General features: G+C 36.2%; 14 protein-coding genes. 9 read left to right on the top strand and 5 right to left on the bottom strand.

From position 1 onward, the window contains the following. Positions 1-7 precede the first annotated feature (7 nt). The 7 genes from GCQ56_RS15320 (at position 8) to GCQ56_RS15290 (ending at position 9,593) form a co-directional block, all read left to right on the top strand. Complete coding sequence (locus GCQ56_RS15320; protein WP_152735410.1) at positions 8-1,225, top strand: PQQ-binding-like beta-propeller repeat protein; 1,218 nt, start codon at positions 8-10, stop codon at positions 1,223-1,225. A gap of 33 nt (positions 1,226-1,258) precedes the next feature. Further along, complete coding sequence (locus tag GCQ56_RS15315; RefSeq protein ID WP_152735409.1) at positions 1,259-2,122, top strand: ATP-binding protein; 864 nt, start codon at positions 1,259-1,261, stop codon at positions 2,120-2,122. A 37-nt stretch (positions 2,123-2,159) separates the two neighbouring features. Then, entirely contained in the window at positions 2,160-3,353 is a 1,194-nt protein-coding gene (locus GCQ56_RS15310; RefSeq protein WP_152735408.1) for a radical SAM/SPASM domain-containing protein, read from the top strand. Between the two features lie 90 nt (positions 3,354-3,443). After that, a complete protein-coding gene (locus GCQ56_RS15305) occupies positions 3,444-5,048 on the top strand; it encodes a polyprenyl synthetase family protein (RefSeq protein WP_152735407.1) in 1,605 nt (534 codons plus the stop codon). A gap of 2 nt (positions 5,049-5,050) precedes the next feature. Then, a complete protein-coding gene (locus GCQ56_RS15300; RefSeq protein WP_152735406.1) occupies positions 5,051-6,028 on the top strand; it encodes a prenyltransferase/squalene oxidase repeat-containing protein in 978 nt (325 codons plus the stop codon). 34 nt (positions 6,029-6,062) lie between these two features. Next, positions 6,063-7,871, top strand: a complete 1,809-nt coding sequence (locus GCQ56_RS15295; protein ID WP_152735405.1) for a prenyltransferase/squalene oxidase repeat-containing protein — start codon at positions 6,063-6,065, stop codon at positions 7,869-7,871. A gap of 465 nt (positions 7,872-8,336) precedes the next feature. After that, on the top strand, positions 8,337-9,593 hold the full coding sequence (locus tag GCQ56_RS15290) for a sodium:proton antiporter (protein ID WP_152735404.1): 1,257 nt from the start codon (positions 8,337-8,339) through the stop codon (positions 9,591-9,593). 203 nt (positions 9,594-9,796) lie between these two features. On the opposite strand, the gene GCQ56_RS15285 is transcribed toward GCQ56_RS15290, so the two are convergent. Beyond that, positions 9,797-11,095, bottom strand: coding sequence for an exonuclease domain-containing protein (locus GCQ56_RS15285; RefSeq protein ID WP_152735403.1), 1,299 nt, complete (start codon positions 11,093-11,095; stop codon positions 9,797-9,799). A gap of 195 nt (positions 11,096-11,290) precedes the next feature. Here GCQ56_RS15285 and GCQ56_RS15280 point away from each other — a divergent pair, with 195 nt between their 5' ends. Continuing rightward, positions 11,291-12,592 carry a M18 family aminopeptidase gene (locus GCQ56_RS15280; RefSeq protein ID WP_152735402.1) on the top strand — a complete coding sequence of 434 codons (1,302 nt, stop codon included), beginning with the start codon at positions 11,291-11,293 and terminating at the stop codon, positions 12,590-12,592. Between the two features lie 94 nt (positions 12,593-12,686). Here the strand turns inward: GCQ56_RS15280 and GCQ56_RS15275 are convergent, their stop codons facing one another. After that, positions 12,687-13,547, bottom strand: coding sequence for a YkgJ family cysteine cluster protein (locus GCQ56_RS15275; protein ID WP_152735401.1), 861 nt, complete (start codon positions 13,545-13,547; stop codon positions 12,687-12,689). Between the two features lie 323 nt (positions 13,548-13,870). Between GCQ56_RS15275 and GCQ56_RS15270 the strand changes: the two genes are divergently transcribed. Continuing rightward, positions 13,871-14,302 (top strand): GNAT family N-acetyltransferase, encoded by a 432-nt coding sequence (locus tag GCQ56_RS15270; RefSeq protein WP_152735400.1) that lies wholly within the window; start codon positions 13,871-13,873, stop codon positions 14,300-14,302. Between the two features lie 94 nt (positions 14,303-14,396). On the opposite strand, the gene GCQ56_RS15265 is transcribed toward GCQ56_RS15270, so the two are convergent. The 3 genes from GCQ56_RS15265 to GCQ56_RS15255 form a co-directional block, all read right to left on the bottom strand. Continuing rightward, positions 14,397-15,506 (bottom strand): type 1 glutamine amidotransferase domain-containing protein, encoded by a 1,110-nt coding sequence (locus GCQ56_RS15265; RefSeq protein WP_152735399.1) that lies wholly within the window; start codon positions 15,504-15,506, stop codon positions 14,397-14,399. Between the two features lie 89 nt (positions 15,507-15,595). Then, positions 15,596-16,630 (bottom strand): AraC family transcriptional regulator, encoded by a 1,035-nt coding sequence (locus GCQ56_RS15260; protein WP_152735398.1) that lies wholly within the window; start codon positions 16,628-16,630, stop codon positions 15,596-15,598. Between the two features lie 91 nt (positions 16,631-16,721). After that, entirely contained in the window at positions 16,722-18,518 is a 1,797-nt protein-coding gene (locus GCQ56_RS15255; protein ID WP_152735397.1) for an ABC transporter ATP-binding protein, read from the bottom strand. Between the last annotated feature and the right edge of the window lie 2,573 nt (positions 18,519-21,091).

Raw genomic sequence — 21,091 nt, 5'->3', positions numbered from 1 at the left:
CAAACCTATGAAAAACTATATCTTACTATTGGTAGCGGTATCGCTATTTTCGTGTACCCCAAAGCAGAAAAAAGTTAGTGAATGGAGAGGTGATAATCGCTCTGGAATTTACAATGAGACGAATCTTTTAAAGGAATGGCCAAAGGATGGTCCAAATCTTCTTTGGGATGCCGAAGGAATTGGAAATGGATATGGTTCTCCTGTTATTAGTGGTAATACTTTGTATGTAAATGGTGAAATTGATAGCATTGCTTATCTGATTGCAATGGATTTACAAGGAAAGGTTCAATGGAAGACAGAGTTTGGTCACGATTGGATGAAGAATTTTATCGGATCTCGTTCGGCTCCGACTGTTGTTGATGATATGGTATATGTGGCATCAGGTTTAGGTGATGTGGCTTGTATTCATGCAGTAACAGGTGAGTTGAAATGGAAGATTAACATGCTGGAGAAATTCGAAGGTAAAAATACTCGTTTTGGTTACTCACAATCTTTATTGGTTGATGGTGATTTGGTATATGCTGCTCCAGGTGGAACAGAAGATAACATTATTGCCTTAGATCGTTTTACAGGTGAGACAAAATGGACAAATGCAGGTGTTGGTGAAGTACCTGCTTACTGTTCTCCATTATTGATTGAATTTCCTACCAGAAATGTATTGATAACTTTCTCGGAACATGCTTTAATAGGAATAGAATCGCAAACTGGTGAAGTATTGTGGACTGAAATGCAGGATACCCTTTGTGATATAAATGGAAATACTCCAATTTTCGATAATGGTTATCTGTATTACGTTACCGGATGTGGTAATGGGACTGTAAAAATGAAAATTGCTGAAGACGGTGGAAGTATCACCGAAGTTTGGAGAAATAAAGAGCTAGATAACATTATGGGTGGAGCTGTGAAGTTGAATGGTAAAATTATTGCCTCAGGTCATCGCAAGAAAGTGTGGAAAAGTGTTGATGCCGAAACTGGTGAAACAAGAGATACTTTAAAATTTGGACGAGGTGCAACAATTGCAGCTGATGGAATGTTATATTGTTACAACGAAAGAGGTCAGGTTGGTCTTGTGAAGGTAACACCTGAAAATATGGAGTTGGTGAGCAAATTTAAAGTGACAAAAGGAACCAAAGAACATTTTGCTCAACCTATCATCAACAATGGTGTTTTGTATGTGCGTCATGGAGATGCTTTGTTGGCTTATGATATTAAGAAGAAGAGTTAATTGAGAAATCAATAAAGAATTAAATACAACAACATGACTAAACAAGTATTTGTTTGTGGCTGTGAGAAGGATGGAAAGATTGAGAAAGAGTCGGTTCAAAAGCTCATCAGTACTTTAAATGAGAAGAATATAGCCTATACTTATATCGAGGATATGTGTGGTACAATCTTGAAAAATCCTGATGATTTGGAAGGTTTGTATAAGGCTGAAAATGCAATTGTATTTGGCTGTCAGGCTCGTGCCATGCAACACCTGGTGGACAATTCGGGGCGTAAGATTGAAGAAAATACGACTGACTATCATCATGTTGATGATGAAGGACAGGAGGAGTTGATTTCCAGCCTTGAATCGAATACAGGTGAACCAATAAAGATTAAATATTCTGACTCATGGAAACCCTGGTATCCGGTTATCGATTACGATCGTTGTAATGGATGCAGAAAGTGTTTGAACTTTTGCTTGTTTAGTGTGTATTCTGTTGAGGATGACGGAACGGTTGTAGTATCAGCTTCAGCCAATTGTAAAGATATGTGTCCTGCATGTGCACGAGTGTGCCCTCAAAATGCAATCATCTTTCCAAAACATGCCGAAAGTCCTATCGATGGAGGAGAAGGTGACGGAACTGAAAATGAAAAGACGGATATTCTGGAGCAAATTCAGAACGAGGATGTGTATTCTGTTTTGAGTGCCAGAAGAAAGAATTTTCAAGTATCACTGCTGAAGAACGATCAGTTTAAAATGGCTGAAGAAGAGAGAAGAGCATGTTGTGGCGGTACTGAAAAAATAGAAGAGAAGAAAGAGGAAAAATGCGATTGTGATTGCAATTGCAAAGAGAATACCGAAAGCAGTTGCGATTGCGATTGTAAAGAAGATGGATCGAACTCTTGTTGTTGCTAATATGATATAAACCTGACAGGTTTTTAATAAACTAAGGATGATAATTTCATTAGGATCAAGAATACTTAGACAAGTTGATTTACGCCTGCTTTGGAAGCTGGGCTACAATTTGGGATGGAAGGGGATGAAAGCCGTTGTCAAGCACAAAAAACGCTTGAAAAATGGTGAATTGTATCCTGCTTTTATGATGATATCGGTGACCGATAATTGTAATCTGAATTGCCAGGGCTGTTGGGTAACCATCGATAATACATCCAAAGGAATGGATGTGGAAACATTGGAGAATATCATTGTGTCAAGTAAAAAGAAGGGATCGTATTTCTTTGGATTACTGGGTGGTGAACCACTAATGTATCCGCATTTAATGGATGTTATCGAACGTCATTCTGATTGTTATTTCCAAATGTTTACCAATGGCACATTACTTACTGATGATGTGGCAGCGCGATTAAGACAATTGGGAAATGTTTCTCCACTGATTAGTGTGGAAGGATTGCAAGATGTTAGTGATGTTCGACGCGGAGCGAAGAATGTTTACGGTAGAACCATGACAGGAATTGAGGCTTCCACTAAGAATAAATTATTTACAGGTGTTGCTACAAGTGTTTGTAAATCGAACTTTAAGGATTTGGTGAGCGAAGAATTTGTGAACTCTTGCGTGGAAAAAGGAATTCACTATTTGTGGTATTACATTTACCGCCCTGTTGGAGAACGTCCAACTACGGAGTTGGCGTTATCTGAAGAGGAAATACTGGAATTGAGGCAATTCATGGTCGATATTCGTGTTAAAGCTCCTTTGATGATAATAGATACCTATTGGGATGAGAAAGGTCAGGCATTGTGTCCTGGAGCTATTGGTTTGTCGCATCATATCAATCCTTACGGTGATATTGAATTCTGTCCACCAATTCAGTTCGCGGGCGAGAATGTAGGCGATGGATCGGACATCGTGAATGTAATCGAGAAATCGGATTACATTTCAGGATTGAGAAAAGGAATTAATGAAAGGACCAAAGGTTGTATTCTTTTAGATGATCCGGAACATTTACACACCATGCTTAAGGATGTAAATGCTTATGATTCTTCTAAACGAAGCGCATCTTTTGAAGAATTAAAGAAAATGAAGCCATGTGCAGGTCATCACATTCCAGGAAAGGAAATTCCGGAGAAAAGCTGGGTGTATCGATTTGCCAAGAAGTATTCGTTCTTTGGTTTTGGAGCATACGGATAATAAATTAATAATGATTAATTATCAATGAATAATTGAATTTGCCACTGCACTATTCTTTTTACTTGATACTTTTTACTTGATACTTAATTTATGATTTTAAGAAACAACAAACCAAATATAAATCTGGGTAACGATTTACCTCAACAGCCCGAAAAGCTGAAGCAAATTCGCGATTTAATTCGTGATTATGCTGCGGAATGTGAATTGGTTCCACCTATGCAGGAAGAGGAAGTCATTTTCCATTCAGGCGAGTTGATTAGCAGGCATCCTGAGTTGTTCTTGTATCAGAAATTGTTGGCTGTAATGATTAATAATTATGCATGGAGTCAGATTGTTGCAGGCATTCCTTTTAATCGCAGAATTCTATTGTTGCCCAAATGTATATCTCATTCAACCCAATGTCCTGCAAAGTACGACGAGTTGGGTTTGCTTTGCGAACAATGTGGGCGTTGCGATTTATCCGAAATCATTTCCCAGGCTGATGAATTGGGCTATCATACCATAGTTAGCGAGGGAACAACCTCAGCAAGCTTGTTGTTATCCTCAGGACAGGTAGAATGTGTGATTGGGGTCGGTTGTTTGCATTCTTTTGAACGATCTTTTCCATTGGCAGTAAAAGAAGCTGTTCCATCCATTGCAATTCCATTATATAATAACGATTGTAAAGATTCTAAGGTTGACAAGATTTGGCTGGATGAGATTTTGGCAATCCGTAAAGAGAGCAATTGGAAAGGATGGATTGATTTGGATTCGCTAAAAGTGGTTGTTAGAGAATGGTTTGCAACTGATCATCTGAATCATTTGTTTGGAGAAAATGATAAGACCATTGATATTGCCATTAATTGGATGGAAAAGGATGGGAAGCGTTGGCGACCTATTATCATGCTTGCTGTTTACGAAGCCTTAACCGGTAAATCTGGAGAGTACGATGAGGCAATTCAAAAACTAGCCGTTTCCATCGAATGTTTTCACAAAGCTTCATTGGTTCATGATGATATTGCCGATGAAGATGATGAAAGATATGGCAAACCAACCCTTCATAAGGAATATGATATTCCTGTTGCTCTAAATGTCGGTGACCTTTTACTTGGATATGGTTATCAAATGATTGCAGAATCGGGAGCTAAACACATTCGAAAGTTATTGAAAGTTGCTTCACACGGTCACAGAGATTTATCTTTAGGTCAAGGTGAGGAATTGTTGTGGAGAAGCAATGAAAAACTATTGAGTGAGGAAGAGATTTTACGCATTTTCAGTAATAAAACATCACCTGCATTCGAAGTTGCCTTGCAGTTTGGAGCCATTTTAGCAGATGCTGATGAAGAAGTGCAAAAGATCATTTCAAAGTATAGCACAGCAATGGGAATTGCTTACCAAATAAATGATGATCTGGATGATTTCAAACAGGAATCGATTCCAGGTGGATTCAATACCATACAACCCTCATTGGTTTCTACTCTGTTGAATCAAAAGCATCCTAAAAAAATGCAGGAATGGCTGGAAAGGAACAAAAAGGAAGATAAAAGTATTGAAACTGAATTTCTCCTTTGGGATGAGACGAAAGCAGCTATGAAAGAGGCTGAGGAAATGCTTGATCTATACAAGCGAAATGCACTTAAAGCGCTCAAGCCATTAAAGAATCCAACGCTTAAAATATTACTAAGCCGATTGTTGAATAGGATAGTTCCAGAATAAATATGTCAATATCAAAAGACCCTAAAGTCAATTGCAATCAATCTATTTTAGAAGCCCTGCTTAAATCCATAGAAGTTTTAAGTGAAGAAGCACAGAATCATATCAAATCGTTTCTGCTTTCTCAGAAGAGTGATGGTGGAGGCTTTGTCGATAGAGCCAGCCAATCGGATTTATACTATTCGGTTTTTGGATATACACTTGCATTGGTGTTTGATTTAAAATTGGATATCAATACAGAGAAAAAATATCTTGAAAGTTTCGATCAGCAAAATCTGGATTTTGTTCATTCTGTCTGTTTGGTACGAGCTTTCTTTTTGATTCATCTCATCGATTTAAAGCAGAAATCGGGTTTTAAGGCTACAAAGTTCTTAGGTTTTAGTTTTGCTAAAAATCTTATAACAAGAAAATTGGTAAGTAAAACAAGGAGTGATTGCCCGAAAGTACTTTGGGAATTGGAAACCTATCTTTCAAAAGATGATGGGTACAACCATAATGAAAAAGGTGCAGAGAAATCTACGGTTTATGCCAATTATTTAATGTGGACTTTGTATCAGGATCTGGAAATGGAGACAGAAACACTCGAGGAAATTCAAAATGCAAATCGAGTATTAATGTTGAAGAATGGATCTTATGCCAATGAAGGCAATAGTGCAGATGGAGTTACTTCTGCCACTGCTGCTGGATTGATAATGAATACCTATTCTGAAAAAAGTAAAGATTGGTTGCTTCAAATGCGATCAAAAAGAGGTGGATTTATGGCTGCTACCGGAGTTCCAATAGCCGATCTTTTATCCACATCAACAGCTTTGTTGGCTCTGAAATTGGATGGAGAAAATATGCAAAACTATGCTGAAAATTCCGTAAATTTCATCAACCTTCACTGGGATCAGTCTGGTGGCTTCTTCGGAAGTATCGCCGATATGACCTGTGATGTAGAATACACCTATTACGCTCTTTTAGGATTGGGTGTTTTGTCTTGATACTTGATTCTATTTACTTGATACTTTCTTCTAAATGAACGCATCATCAGAAAACATACTACAGCTCAAACAAAAATTAGATGATCACATCATTTCTCTTCGTAACGACAAAGGAAGCTGGGATGGTAAATTATCCAGTAGTGCTTTATCTACAGCGGTGGCGGTTTTTGCATTATGGAGATATGATAAAAGGAAATATGATTTTCAGATCAACCAAGGGTTAAATTGGTTGGCTAGCAATGTAAATTTAGATGGAGGTTGGGGCGATACGATTCGTAGCAAAAGTAATTTAAGCACCACTCTTTTAACATGGGCATGCTTGTCTATTGCCAAAGATAGGTCCGAATATGCAGATACCATTTACAATGCTGAAAATTGGTTGACAGATCGGTTGAAAAAACTAGATCCAAAATCCATCAGTTCAGCCATTTTGAACCATTATCAAAAAGATCAAACCTTTTCGGTTCCCATTTTAGCCATGTGTGCTTTATCAGGTCGATTGGGCAATAAAGGATGGGATTTGGTTCCTCAATTGCCATTTCAAATGGCGGTTTTTCCTGACAAGTTTTTTAAAATATTGAATCTCTCGGTGGTTAGTTATGCTATTCCAGCTTTAATAGCAATTGGTTTGGTAAAAGCCACCAATAGTAAAGTAGCCAAACCTGTTGCATTTATAAATAAATCGGTAAAACCAAAAGTCTTAAGAATTCTTGCTGAAAAACAACCCGATAATGGGGGTTTTTTAGAGGCGACTCCTTTAACTGGCTTTGTATTGATGAGTTTGATTGGAGCAGGAGAGAAGGATCTGGAAATTTGTTCCAAAGCCGCTGATTTTCTGGAAAAATCGATTCGACAAGATGGATCCTGGCCAATTGATACGCATTTGGCAACCTGGGTAACATCCTTATCGGTTAATGCTCTTAGTGAGGAAAGTTTTCAGAATTTATCGGACAAAGACAAGTTGGTGGATTGTTTTCTGGATCAGCAATTGAAAACGGTTCATCCTTTTACAAAAGCACAAGCTGGAGGTTGGGCTTGGACTCATCTACAAGGAGGTGTTCCTGATACAGATGATACTTCGGGAGCATTAATTGCCTTACATCGATTGAAAGAATCCAAGAAAATTTCTATTGTAGCAATTGAAAATGGTATCAATTGGTTAATCAAAATGCAAAATAGTGATGGAGGAATGCCTACATTTTGCAGAGGATGGGGAAAATTGCCTTTTGATTGTTCTTGTCCGGATATTACAGCACATGCCATTAAGGCTTTTAGTTTGTGGAGAGAGAATCTGGATTCTAATATGAAGACAAAAATTGATCGAAGCATTAAAAATACCTGGAGATATCTAAAATCTTCTCAGCAAGATGAAGGATCCTGGTTGCCACTATGGTTCGGAAATGAGAACGATCAGCAGCATAAAAATCCAGTTTATGGAACATCAATTGTTTTGTATTATTTATCAGGCTTAAAGCCAGATAGTTTAAGTGGTTTTGATAAAGTAAGAGATAAAGCTATGGACTTTCTTATTTCTGCTCAAAATACGGATGGTGGCTGGGGTGGAAATGCAAATATCATTTCTACAATTGAAGAAACATCTCTAGCCATTAGAGCTTTAACATCCTACAATAAAAAAGAAGAAATTGAGAAAGGATTGACTTGGTTAAATCTGCACTTACCTAATGATTTAAATGATATAAAAGCCACTCCAATAGGTTTGTATTTTGCTTCCCTTTGGTATTTTGAGGATATGTACCCTTTGGTTTTTGCCAGCTCTGCATTAAATGAGGTAATGAAATCATCATTGTATCTTAAAGAAAAAACAAATGCAGAAGTTCAATAGTACTTTAAATTCTATTTTATTCTTATACAGTACAAAATATGGATTTGAAGCTACTGAAAGTTAATGTTTCCGTATTGTACGAGTTTTGAATTGTATTCAAAAGACTAGCATTTAAATTAGTTGTGGTTGATAAACAAATAGTCTTTTTTTTTGTTTAGCATCTAGTTTTCTATAAATTCGCGACCGATTAAGAATTCTATCATTGTAAGATTTAACTTGATTTTAATCCCTCTCAAAATCAACAAAAGTTAGTTTGCAATTAACTTAGAACACCTTTATAAGTTTTCCTTGATGATAAGAGAGTCTCATTCTCTTATTGTTAATAGAGTAATGAGCTTTCTGACCTTTTGAAATTATTTAATAGGAAATTGACTTTAGCTTACTCTATTGGTTGAATAATAAAGTGTATTTATTTCCTGAGTCTAAATCTTAGATTCTGACACATAACTAATAATAAAAATTAAAATGTTTGATTCTTTTGTAATCGTTTTGGCTTTTGCCGCTTTTTTTAGCCTTGTAAATTCTAAATACCTGAAGTTTAGTTCCACCATTGGTATGATGATTTTAGCACTTATTATGTCCGTATTTATTCTTTTACTAAAAGAATTATCGCCTTCGGTTTATCAGTTTATTCCAACTTTCGAAAGAGACATCCATTTTAGAGAATTTTTATTAGAAATTATACTTAGTTTTCTGCTATTTGCAGGAGCTATGCATATTAATATTCAAGAATTACAGAAGCAACGGAAAGCGGTTTTTGTTTTTGCCATCTTTGGCACCTTACTTTCTACCTTTCTTGTGGGAACGCTTACCTACTATGTTGCGCATTTCTTTGCGATAAACATCCCCTTTATTTATTCCCTTTTATTTGGTGCTTTAATATCCCCAACCGACCCTATTGCTGTTCTCAGTATCTTAAAAAACTACAGTGTTAGGAAAGATTTGCAGATGAATATCGAAGGTGAATCTCTTTTTAACGATGGTGTAGGTATGGTTCTTTTCGTTGTTATCTTACAGATTATTAACCGAGGCTATCAGAACATACATGTTGACGAAGTTATTTTCCTGTTTTTTAGAGAAGCAATTGGAGGAATTTGCTTTGGTCTTTTGATTGGTTTTTTAGGTTTTCAGATACTAAAACGAACCGAGGCTAATGCAAAGGCACACGTGATGCTTACAATTGTTATGGCCGCAGGAGGTTATGCTTTGGCCGAAAATATCCATGTTTCTCCTGCTTTGGCAATGGTTGCTGCTGGCTTGTATTTGGGTAAAAAGATTCACACAAAAGAATATTCGGAGAAAAATTTGATGCAATTGGTCGGATTTTGGGACGTTTTAGATGAGATTTTAAATGGAGTTTTGTTTGTTCTTTTAGGATTCTTTATAACGATCATTAATCCTGATGTTGTCCATGTTCCTTTTGCAATTATTACAATAGCCGTAGTTTTAATTTCCAGGTATATTTCGGTTCTTATTCCATTTCAGTTGATAAAACACTCCAATAAAAAAGTCAATCGAAAAACTATTATTATGCTAACATGGGGAGGACTAAGAGGTGCTTTGGGAATTGCTCTGGCCTTATCAATCCCACCGGAAGATTTTGGTGATCTATTTGTTTTTTTAATGTATTCTGTAGCCCTATTTTCTATAATAATTCAAGGTCTTACAATTGGTAAGTTGGTTAAAAAGCTTGGTTTAATTAATCTGAAAGATGCAAACTAAAAATTCTTGTGTCACTTTTCTAGCAAAGACTTGACAAAGTTTTGATTAGTTGTCAGAATCTAATTTGAATTGAATAGCCACCCCAGATTTGTAATCTGGGGTATTGGAGCATGAAGTTTCAGTTTGCTACTTGTGCTTATCGCGATTACAAATCCCTATTTTCGAAATCTGCAAATTACCAATTTGCAGGAGCGCTACTTCTATTATTCATTATCAACGAGAACACCAATCATCTCCCAAAATATTTTTTCGTCCATTACATTTACATGGTATTCCATGGCTTTACGATTTTTGCGACCTTTTGCCGAGAATTGTTCGGCATGAGCGGTAATTAGGTAATCAACATTTTTAGAAACCACGCGTTTTACAAACAAACCACGTTCTTTTACCAATTGCTGAGCCAATTCACGATCAATTCTATTCCCATTAATCTTGCAATTCAAATGTCCTGAGAAACACACGCTCTTACCAGCTAATGATTTCAGTTGCTTTTGAATGCCCGGTGTTGTAATTGGAATTTTTGTGCGTTCGTACTTAATCAGTAAATCCAATTCTTTTGGAAGAATACAAAGTAATTCAGAAACCAAGTTGAGATCGTCCATTTCCATATTGGTTAAAATTTCATCCAAAAGATAAATACGAATCAATTTTCGTAAATATTCTTCATGAATTTCCATTACCTGTTCCTTGGAGAGCTTGTAATCGGTAGCCAAATCAACTAATGAAATGATTTCTTTTTCTTCTAATATCCTATCGGCTAATGCACGATCTAAAACATTTAAATACTGACGAACGGGAACAGAATCACCAGCATTAGATGTCAATCTGTTTAGTAAATCGTACAGTTTGGTTTTCTGAATGTTGGCAATGTTTTTCGCTTCTTTTCTTCTCATAAAAACATTACGCTCATTCGGACAGTTATCTATTTCTGTCGTATGAAGAAAATCATCCACAAATTTCTCCAATTCAAATTGCTGGGAGTAAAGGTTCTTTAATATTGAGAAAAGTTTTGCTGTTGCCAAGGAATCTGATTTTGCTGAATGTCGCAAAGAAATATCTATATCGTAATAGGTACAAAGCTGTTCCAATCTACGCAAACCAGAATCTGGTGCAACCAAATTGAAAAGCTTTAAAGTGCAAATGCCTTGTAATTTTATTAGGTTGCCATTTAAAACGGGTTCTAAAAATCGAAGTGCAAAATCTAAATCATGCGCAACAACCGTTTTACCATTTAATCTGGATAATATGTCAGGAACAATTTCGGATACCGAAGGTGCATTTTTTACCATTGAATCGGTGATTCCGTGAATTTGAAATCCTTCCACATCAATTCCTGGATGAATTAATGTTTCATAACTGTCTAATAATTCTCCATTCCAATTAACGGTTTGAATGGCTAATTCTACCAAATGATCTCCATGTTGAGGAGAAATACCAGTAGTTTCTAGTGAGATAATTGCAAATTGATGCTTATAGAGTTCCAGAATTGGATCGCTTGTCATAGTTAGTTTTTATTAGGGTAACAGATTACAGCAAATATAAGATTATTGATGAAATTATGAGTAGCGAGACATAAATTATGAATTAATTTACTCAAAATTTAATTGTATCAATAAGTCTGTTTTTTAATTCTTAATTCTTAAAAATAATGTAGATTTGGGACTCAATAAATTAGAAAACACAAAATAAACATACACATGAGTATTGAAAAACAACAAGCACAGGAACTGATCGATTTTATACATCGTAGTCCAAGTACTTATCATGCCATTAATAATATCCGTGAAGAATTAACGGAAGCTGGTTTTGAGGAATTAGACCTTCGTGATGAATGGAAGATTGCCAAAGGAGGGAAATATTTTACAACTAAAAATGGTTCAGCAATTTTTGCTTTCCGAATTGGGACAGGTGAGATTGAGGAAGAAGGATTCCAATTGATTTGTGCACACTCTGATGCACCTGGTTTTAAAATTAAGCCAAACCCAGAGATTGAAGTTGAAGGAAATTACATCAAACTAAATACAGAAGTTTATGGTGGTCCAATTCTAAATACATGGATGGATCGTCCACTTTCTATTGCTGGTAGAGTATCAGTAAAATCGAATGATCCTTTACACCCTGAACACTTGTATATTAAGATTGACAGACCATTGATGGTGATTCCAAACCTGGCAATTCACTTGAATCGCGCTGTAAACGACGGTGTTGCATTGAACAAGCAAAAAGATATGCTTCCTCTACTTTCGATGATTACTGAGGAGATGGAGAAAGACAATTGTTTGGTAAAGTTAATGGCTGAAGAATTGAAGATAGATGCAGATGCAATCATCGATTTTGATGTGAATCTTTATGAAGTAGAAAAGGGATGTATTTTTGGACTGAATGATGAGTTCATTTCTTCACCTCGATTGGATGATTTGGCGATGTCGCATGCTGGATTAAAAGCTTTATTGGCAAACGAAGGAAGTAAGAAAACTCAGATGCTTGCCATTTTTGATAATGAAGAGGTAGGTAGTGTAACCAAGCAGGGAGCGGGTTCTCCTGTGTTGCGTCACTTATTGCAACGTATCGTATTTAAATTGGGTAAAGATATGGAAGCACTTCACCGTGCCATTTATAGCTCATTTATGATTTCTGCGGATATGGCTCATGCTGTTCATCCAAATATTTCAGAGAAGCATGATCCTACCAATCGTCCGTTCATTAACAAAGGACCGGTAATTAAGATTCATGCCAACCAGAAGTACACAACCGATGGTGATTCGGGAACTGTATTCGAAACTCTTTGTAAGAATGCAGATATTCCTTACCAAAAGTTTGTGAACCGTTCCGACTTAGTTGGTGGGAGTACATTAGGAAATGTATCAACTGGTCAGGTTGATATTCGTACCGTAGACATAGGAAATCCAATGTTCGGAATGCACTCTGTTCGCGAAACTGGTGGTGTAACCGACAATACTTACGTTCGTAATGTATTTACTTACTTTTTCGGATTGTAAGTTGAACTGATATGATATAGGAAAGGCAACACTTTGGGTGTTGCCTTTTTTTTGTGCATATTTTTATAAAATTAATGAAGACAAGATTGAAATACTATTCCTGAGCCCCATTGTTCTTGGCAATATCAACCCAAAGTTCAGATAGTTCTTTTGGATTAGCACCTAAACCACGAGCCAGATGCAGAGCAACTGCCATCATTAAAACAGAAGCTTCATGCAATTCCTGATGTGTTTGTATGGCTCCAAATTTCTCCTGTGCTTTTGATAAAATTAAATTGTTGTGCTTCGAAACAAAGCCAATAGGGTCTGTCTCAGAAATATTTGGAATCATTAGACAATCTAACCACTCTTCTCCGATTCTTTCCGTTAATTCCTCAGGATCTTCATCACCCATTTTTCTCCATAGTGGCAATGTTTTCTTATCTCCAGATTCAGCCAAACCTGTATCTAGAAGTAATTCAAATGCTAAATCAGCAATGTTTTGCATCATTTCCAAATAGGCATCTTGAGCCTTTTCAAAAGCATCGGTCTTCTGACCTTTAAGATATTCACCTACTTGCAATTGCTCTAAATCGACCACTTCAGGGCAGGGTTCCAAGCAAGGAAATTCATCTCCCTGATACATGTAATGAACTTTTTCGCTTTGTACTTGTCGACCCAGTGGGTACAAACGACAGGCTAGCGGACGTCCTAAATGCACATCACATCCAAAATTAGCCACATATTGAGAACAAGCTTGTTGTCCTTTATAGCCTATTTCGCCATCAAACTTCAAACGAATGCCTTTAAAATCTGTATAGAGATCACGAAATTCTTTTGCTGTATTTTTTTTCTCTGTAGCAAGGTGGAACAACTCCCATGGATTTAGGTAAATAACTTTCCCAAAGCAGCAGTTTCCGGTACGAGAGCAGGTTAAAGGAAGTTTATCTTGATTGCTAAGTATTTTTGTTTGCATTTTTATTGCTTGATTTTTAAATAATTCCTGTTGCGAATAACAAGCTCGAAAATTATGAGTTTGTTACAACAGGATTTGAAAGCACAAAGCTATCAAATTTCGTAATATATTTTGTCCATACAGCTCCACTGGTCCATATTTCGAAGACATGAAAAAATGGAACGATAAGGAATATCCTAGTCATGGAGCAACTGTATTGAAGAAATTTATAAAGGGGCGGAGCAACTTTCATAAAATCCAGTAACTTGCATAGAACTGTTATCATGATTTATTTCGTAATGGCAATTCAAACTTATATGTTCTAATTATAGGAGACAAAAGAGATGATAAATATCCAAAAGTCAAGTCGATATACAGAAATCATTCAGTTTTTTATTGACAATGAATTGGAATTCACCGAGGATCAAAAACAAATTACAGACAAGGTGATCAATTATTGGGAAGCGCTCGATGGTGAAAAGTTAGTTGGTGCATGCGTTTTAGGAATTAGGAATGGTGACTATGTTCTTGATGGTATAGCTATAGATTCAAATTATAGAAAAAAACGCATAGGAGAACGCCTTCTGGATAAGGCACTGACTCATCTAAAGGCATTAAATGCTTCAAAACTATTCTTATGTGCAAGAGCTCCTGGTTTTTTTAGAACTCAAGGTTTTTCAACAATTGTGAGATCGGAAGCTCCTCATGTCGGTTGCAATGGCTGCGATCAATTGGGTGTAAAATGCTTTCCAGAAGTAATGGTAAAAGATCTATAGATTAAAGAGAGAATGCATGAAAGAAAAGTCTACCTGGCTTGAAGACTAGATTAAAGTTCAATTCTAATCAAATGTTATCAAGCCAAATAGATTACTATTTCTTTTCAGCAATATCACTCGTGTATTTCAAGAGTCGAATCAAATCAAAACTTTTTTTGAGATCCAACTTCATGATGGCAATTATACTATGAATACCCAAGAGGTTTCTGCTAACAGTTTTTTCTTGCTTTTTTACAATGCTATTCACCAATTCTTTGGCTTTTCGATATCCTTTGGTTTCATAAGTCAAAAGAACATTTATGGCAATCTCTTCTTCTGTTATTTCTCTTTTTACAGGAATATATCCAAGTTTTTCGATCATGGTTTCTGCCAAGGTCCAGGTAGACCAAGGGTTCTGACCCGTGATCAGATCGCCATCTACAGTTACATTGTTTAGATATTGATCTCCTTCTATAAAAATTCCTCCACTGGCTGTTAATTGATCTTGCAATAAAAAAGGAAATATCTCTTTGGCATCGGATAGTAAGAACAGTTCCTCCTGGTTGGTAAAGGAACAGACTTTCTTTTTGTCCACTAGCATGCTGCCATCGCTAAGGCGCACATTAACTAAGGCGGCTGGACCATGGCAAACAGCTCCAATCACTTTTCCTGATTCGTAGTAATTTCTTAAGATTTCCTGAATATTTGCATTATCCGGGAAATCGAACATGGCACCTTTTCCTCCTGCAAAATAAATGGCATCATACAATTCTGCATCTACTTCTGCTAATGGTTTTGTATTTTCAATTTTTTGTTGAGCAATAGGATCATTTAAAAAGGCGAAATCAAATTCAGCCATATCGTCATCATCAATTACAACAGGAGGATTTCCACCTTTTGGACTGGTAATGTCAACTTCGAAACCATTTGCTTGAAAAACATAGTAGGCGCGTGACAGTTCCGTCAATTCATAACCGGTATCTTTTCCACTGTTTCCCATGGTTTCACAACTGGTAAGCACAGCTAGTATTTTGCCATGTTTGGTTTGATTATTATTGATTATGTAGGGAAGATCTTTGGCTTGTGTTTGATTTAAAATTGCCTGATTGGGACCAGCTGGAATTAGGCTAATGAACCAAAATCCGAAAGCGATTAGGAATACAATTAGTAAGCTAATAATGCTTAATAACCATTTTAAAATGGGATATTTCTTAAACTTCAACATAGAATTTACTTTTGATTGATTATTGCTTCAAATCAAGGTAAATTCTATGATTCATTTTTATAAAATGATCATTTCGATAAACTAAATGGTCAATTGATCAGGCTTTTTCGGTAAGCCAATGGAGTGCTGTTGGTAAATAGTTTAAATGCATTGTTAAAACTTGAAACACTATTAAAACCAGCCTCGTAGGATACCGAAGCTATTGTATAATCCTTGTATTTTTCATCTTTAAAGAGATGAATGGATTCCTCAATGCGGTATTTATTGATAAAACTATTAAAGTTCGTCTGGTTCTTTTTATTAATCACCAATGAAAGAGTTTGACTCGTTACATTTAGCTGTTTACTTAATGATTTTAGAGTAAGATCTCCATTTTTAAATTGCTTTTCATTTACAACCAGCCTCTGAACTTTCAACCAAATCTCATTAATAAGTTCTTCTGATACATTTGAACTTTTGTATTTTTCTGTCTTTAAATAGCCTTTTTTTATCACTATCAGACTAATTGCATAAGCAATAATAGTATATAGAATTGGAGCAATGATATAGGGAATAAACTCGTCGAACAAATTAAGTACGTAGACCAACCAAACTGCCAATAATGAATAGAACAAAAGCATTAGAAGGGAGTAAGAATTGGTATCCAAACCCTTATTACGGTTTTTACGAATAAATCGATAGCAAATTATCAGGTAAAGTAAAAAGTGAATGTAATAGGATAAAAAAGCCACTACCAAAACCACTTTTGGAATGGAAAATATAGATTGAGTATTGGTCCAAATACTAAAAGCAATACCGCCTAAGGCAGGAATAAAGTGCAGGTAATATTTAGCCTTGAGTTTAAATTCAGAATTGATTAATGATTTTATATAGAAATAAAATAGGGGACCAATAGTCATTATGGCAGCTAATCCAATAAATATAAACCAAAGTTCCAATGTATCTGCAAACTCCAGGAAAACTGATTTCCCCACACGAAAGGAGAGAACAAGTAATAATAGCGCCAAAAATTTATTCGATGTCGTATTGTATTTCTCTTGTATCTGCAGATAAACTGCTAGAAATAAGCCATGAAGTACTCCAAGACCACTGATTAGAATAAGAAAAATATTACTTGCCGACATAGTTTCAAAAAAAGCGGGTTAGTTTGTATTGAATGAAATTATAAATAATTTATGATACTTACAATTCGAAAGAGATATCTTAATCTTCGAATTAATTAGAATACTGCAACTGTATCAATTTATTATATTTTCCTTCGGTGATCTTCATCAAGTCTTCATGAGTGCCTTTCTCAACAATCTCACCCTGTTCCAACACCACAATTTCATCCGCTTTTCTAACTGTTGACAATCTGTGAGCAATCACAATAGATGTTCTTCCTTTCATCAATTTCTCCAAAGCTTCCTGCACCAATTTTTCAGATTCAGAATCCAAAGAAGAGGTTGCCTCATCTAATATTAGAATTTTAGGATCTTTTAAAATGGCACGTGCAATGGCAATTCTCTGTCGCTGACCGCCTGATAGCTGAGTACCACGTTCTCCAACAATGGTATCAAATCTTTCCGGAAAACGTTCTATAAATTCCAAAGCATTGGCTTTTTTTGCCGCTTCGTAAATCTCTTCTTCGCTAGCTCCGGGCTTCCCATAGGCAATGTTCTCGCTAATGCTTCCACCAAATAGGAAAATGTCCTGTGGCACCAGGGAGATCTGACTTCTTAATGCAGAAAGAGGATAATCATAGCTATCCAACTGATCGAAAAACAGGCTGTCCTTAGGTGGGCGATGCAACATCAATAGCAAAGCAGCCATGGTACTTTTACCAGCTCCACTGTGTCCCACCAGAGCAATCATATTATTACTTTTAATTTCTAAATTGATATGGTTTAAAACCGACTGTTCTTTTCTCGATGGATAAGCAAAATTCAAATTTCGAAAGCTGATTTCTCCATTCATTTTAAACTTAGGATCGATATGGTTGACATCCTGAATGTCTTCCGGTTCCTCGTCATAAATTTTGAAAAGATCTTCGGTTGCACCAATAAACTTTTGAATGTTGGTGTACACATTTGCCAATCCACTAATGGTTCCACCTACAAAAACGGAGTAGATCACAAAAGAAAACAAATCTCCTGCAGCCATTTCACCTGCCTGTAACAATCTTGATCCTTGCCACACCATGGCTGCAATGGCACCAAAAAGTCCCAGAATAATAAAAGAAGAAAAAGCTCCTCGATACTTGCCCCGTGTCATTCCCAAATCGGCAATTTCCAATGTTTTTTTCTTGTAGCGGGCAATTTCTATGTATTCGTTGGTAAATGCCTTTACGCTCTGAATTCCTTGCAGGGTTTCTTCAATAATGGTATTGGAATCGGCTAGCTTGGTTTGTACATCTTTAGAGAATTTACGGATAAATCTGCCAAAGAATCTCGCTGCTATCATAGTAGGAGGGAGAGTAATCAGCATAAATGCAGTGAGCTTAAGGGAAATAATTGCCAATAGAACAATTCCTCCTGTAATCACAATAATCTGTCGAATAAAATCGGCTAGGGTACTTGTCATGGTTTCCTGAAGTTGCACCACATCTGCCGATATTCTGCTATTGAGTTCTCCAACTCTTCTTCTCTCGAAAAACTGCAGAGGCAATTTTATTAAATGCCTGTAACTTGCCTGACGCAAAGCTGCCAACGATTTCTCGGTTACATTTACAAACAATACGATACGCAAATAGGAGAAACTTGCCTGAACAATTAAGACTCCAACAATTAAAAAGGCAGTTTGATTCAAACTCTGACCAAGTGTTGTGCTATTTCCGGTATTTACCAAATCGCCTAAGAGCTTTGGAAAAGCCAGACTTGCCAAACTCGATCCCAGTAAGAAGAAGATACCTAAAAAGTACTGTCCCCGGTAGGGTTTAATGTATTTGTAAAGTCGTAAGGCACTGCGTAAGCCTGTTTTATTAATTTTTCCTTTGGGAATATTTGAGGTGTCTGTTCCGTGTGATCTTGCCATTCTAGAATGCTACTATTTATAATTAGTCCTAATAATACACAAAATAGATGAGATAATGTTTTATATGGCTTCTTATTCATCACTTTTAGTATAAAACGAAGCTATCAGGTTTTATATGTATCCGAAGAAGCAAGAATATGACTCTATGTTCGATTTTTACAAGCACATTTTTCCTGCTCTTGCTAGTGCGAGCTTATAGCTCGTACTCTGCCATGGCAGATTTAAAATGTAGTAATAAAAACTCTCTCTGTAGATTTTTTTTGTTTTAACTATTAACTCTATTGCTTTCGCAAAACACGAGCTACAAGCTCGTGCTAGCAGGGGGTGTTTTTAGTGATTAATTATAAAATATGTTTTGTCCTTAAGCCGGACGGGCTTTTACTTTTCCATTGATGAAAAGTAAACAAAAATCTACCGCGGCAGAAAAAATCTAAAAATCGAATCATTTCACTAAAACCTGGAACTCGTCCTTTTAGTCTCTCCAGCTATGCTGGTCCCGATTACTTCGGGATCGAGCCTAACGTTCCTCAAACACGCCAGTTTTTTTAACGCTTCATTCTTTCGATTTTCTTTACGGGATTTTTGTCTGATGCGGGTTGTGGTTTTATTGGAATGGTTGAGAAGGTTGACTTTGGTTTTCTCTCCTTCTAGGGGAGATCCCGACAGGGAGAGGGGTGTTTTGTAATGATTAATTAAAAATATGCTTTGTCCTTGAGCCGGACGGGCTTTTACTTTTCCATTGATGAAAAGTAAACAAAAATCTACCGCGGCAGAAAAAATCTCTAAAAATCGAATCACTTCGCTAAAACCTGGAACTCGTCCTTTTAGACTCGATTCCGATTACTTCGGGATCGAGCCTAACGTTCCTCAAACACGCCAGTTTTTTTAACGCTTCATTCTTTCGATTTTCTTTACGGGATTTTTGTCTGATGCGGGTTGTGGTTTTATTGGAATGGTTGAGAAGGTTGACTTTGGTTTTCTCTCCTTCTAGGGGAGATCCCGACAGGGAGAGGGGTGTTTTGTAATGATTAATTAAAAATATGCTTTGTCCTTGAGCCGGACGGGCTTTTACTTTTCCATTGATGAAAAGTAAACAAAAATCTACCGCGGCAGAAAAAATCTCTAAAAATCGAATCACTTCGCTAAAACCTGGAACTCGTCCTTTTAGACTCGATTCCGATTACTTTCGGATCGAGCCTAACGTTCCTCAAACACGCCAGTTTTTTTAACGCTTCATTCTTTCGATTTTCTTTACGGGATTTTTGTCTGATGCGGGTCGGTGGTTTCGTTTGAATGGTTGAGAAGGTTGATTTTGGTTTTCTCCCTTTTAGGGGAGATCCCGATAGGGAGAGGGGTGTTTTGTAATGATTAATTAAAAATATGCTTTGTCCTTAAGCCGGACGGGCTCTTCATTTTTGGCTTGACCCAAAAACGAAGCAAAAAGGTCAAGGCTACATTAAAAAGATCATGATTCTTATTGCAATACCTAAGTGCGATCGGATGATCTTCGAACAAGTTCTTAGCTTCCCGATCTTACTAAGGCATTGCTTCAATTCTAATGATCTTTTTCATGATGCCGAATGGAGAGGTTCTAATGTGTTTCTGGAAGTTAGTGATCTCGTATTGTTCTGTATAGTAGATAATATAAATATTTAAAAATTATTAATTAGAATGATGATGTTGATTTGGATTGCATTTTTAGATAATTTTTAAGTGAAGTGGGTAGCAAGTGTGAAAGGGAAGTATTGTGATGGGAGAGGGTGAGCTTAGAATGAATTCTAAAAGGATTGGAATGAATAGAAGACGCTTTGAACATGTGATTTTTTGAAATTGAATAGATAATCAAAAATATTACTAAACTTTATTTCGACTACTACTATGAGACTGACTGAAAATTACCATCCGCAAAAATCTGTGCTGTTGACACTACAGCCAGTACTAGCCATTTATTTATCGATTGTGATATTGATTCTATCATGTATTGGCAGCTTAATGAAAATATGCATTCTGTGAAGATTTAGAATTGTGATTCTACAAAATTGTATAGCCTGCCGATAAAAAGAATGACTCTGATTTAAAAAAGTATGCTTCTGATTCTAAAAAGAACGCTTCTGATTTTAAAAAGTATGCTTCTGATTAAAAAAAGATGACTCTGATTTTAAAAAGAACGCTTCTGATTGTAAAAAGTATGCTTCTGATTTTAAAAAGAATGCTTCTGATGAAAAAAGGATGACTCTGATTTTAAAAAAAATACTTCTGATTGTAAAAAGAATGCTGCGGATTGAAAAAGGATGAATGGAAAAATGAAATGAACGATGATATGTGAAGTACTATTGATTTGTTACTGAATGGGCATATACTTATCAGGTAAGGTGGCTTTTAATGGTTGTTGTGCTTTAGTTCTCTATTTGTGATTGCAAATTGTGTTGTTGTTAAGAATTAGGATTTATCAGAATTTGCAAAGCAATATGGATTGCTTGTTGAAAGAGAAGTAATCGTTGATAATTTTGTGATTTTTAATTGGAATAGCTTATTTATATATTATAATATGTATTGTTTGGTTTAATCAATTT

Source organism: Marinifilum sp. N1E240 (genome assembly GCF_009295825.1).
In the GTDB taxonomy this organism is placed as follows: domain Bacteria; phylum Bacteroidota; class Bacteroidia; order Bacteroidales; family Marinifilaceae; genus Marinifilum_A; species Marinifilum_A sediminis.
Note: the sequence above shows the minus strand (reverse complement) of the source record. Positions and strands in the feature narration are given on the sequence as shown.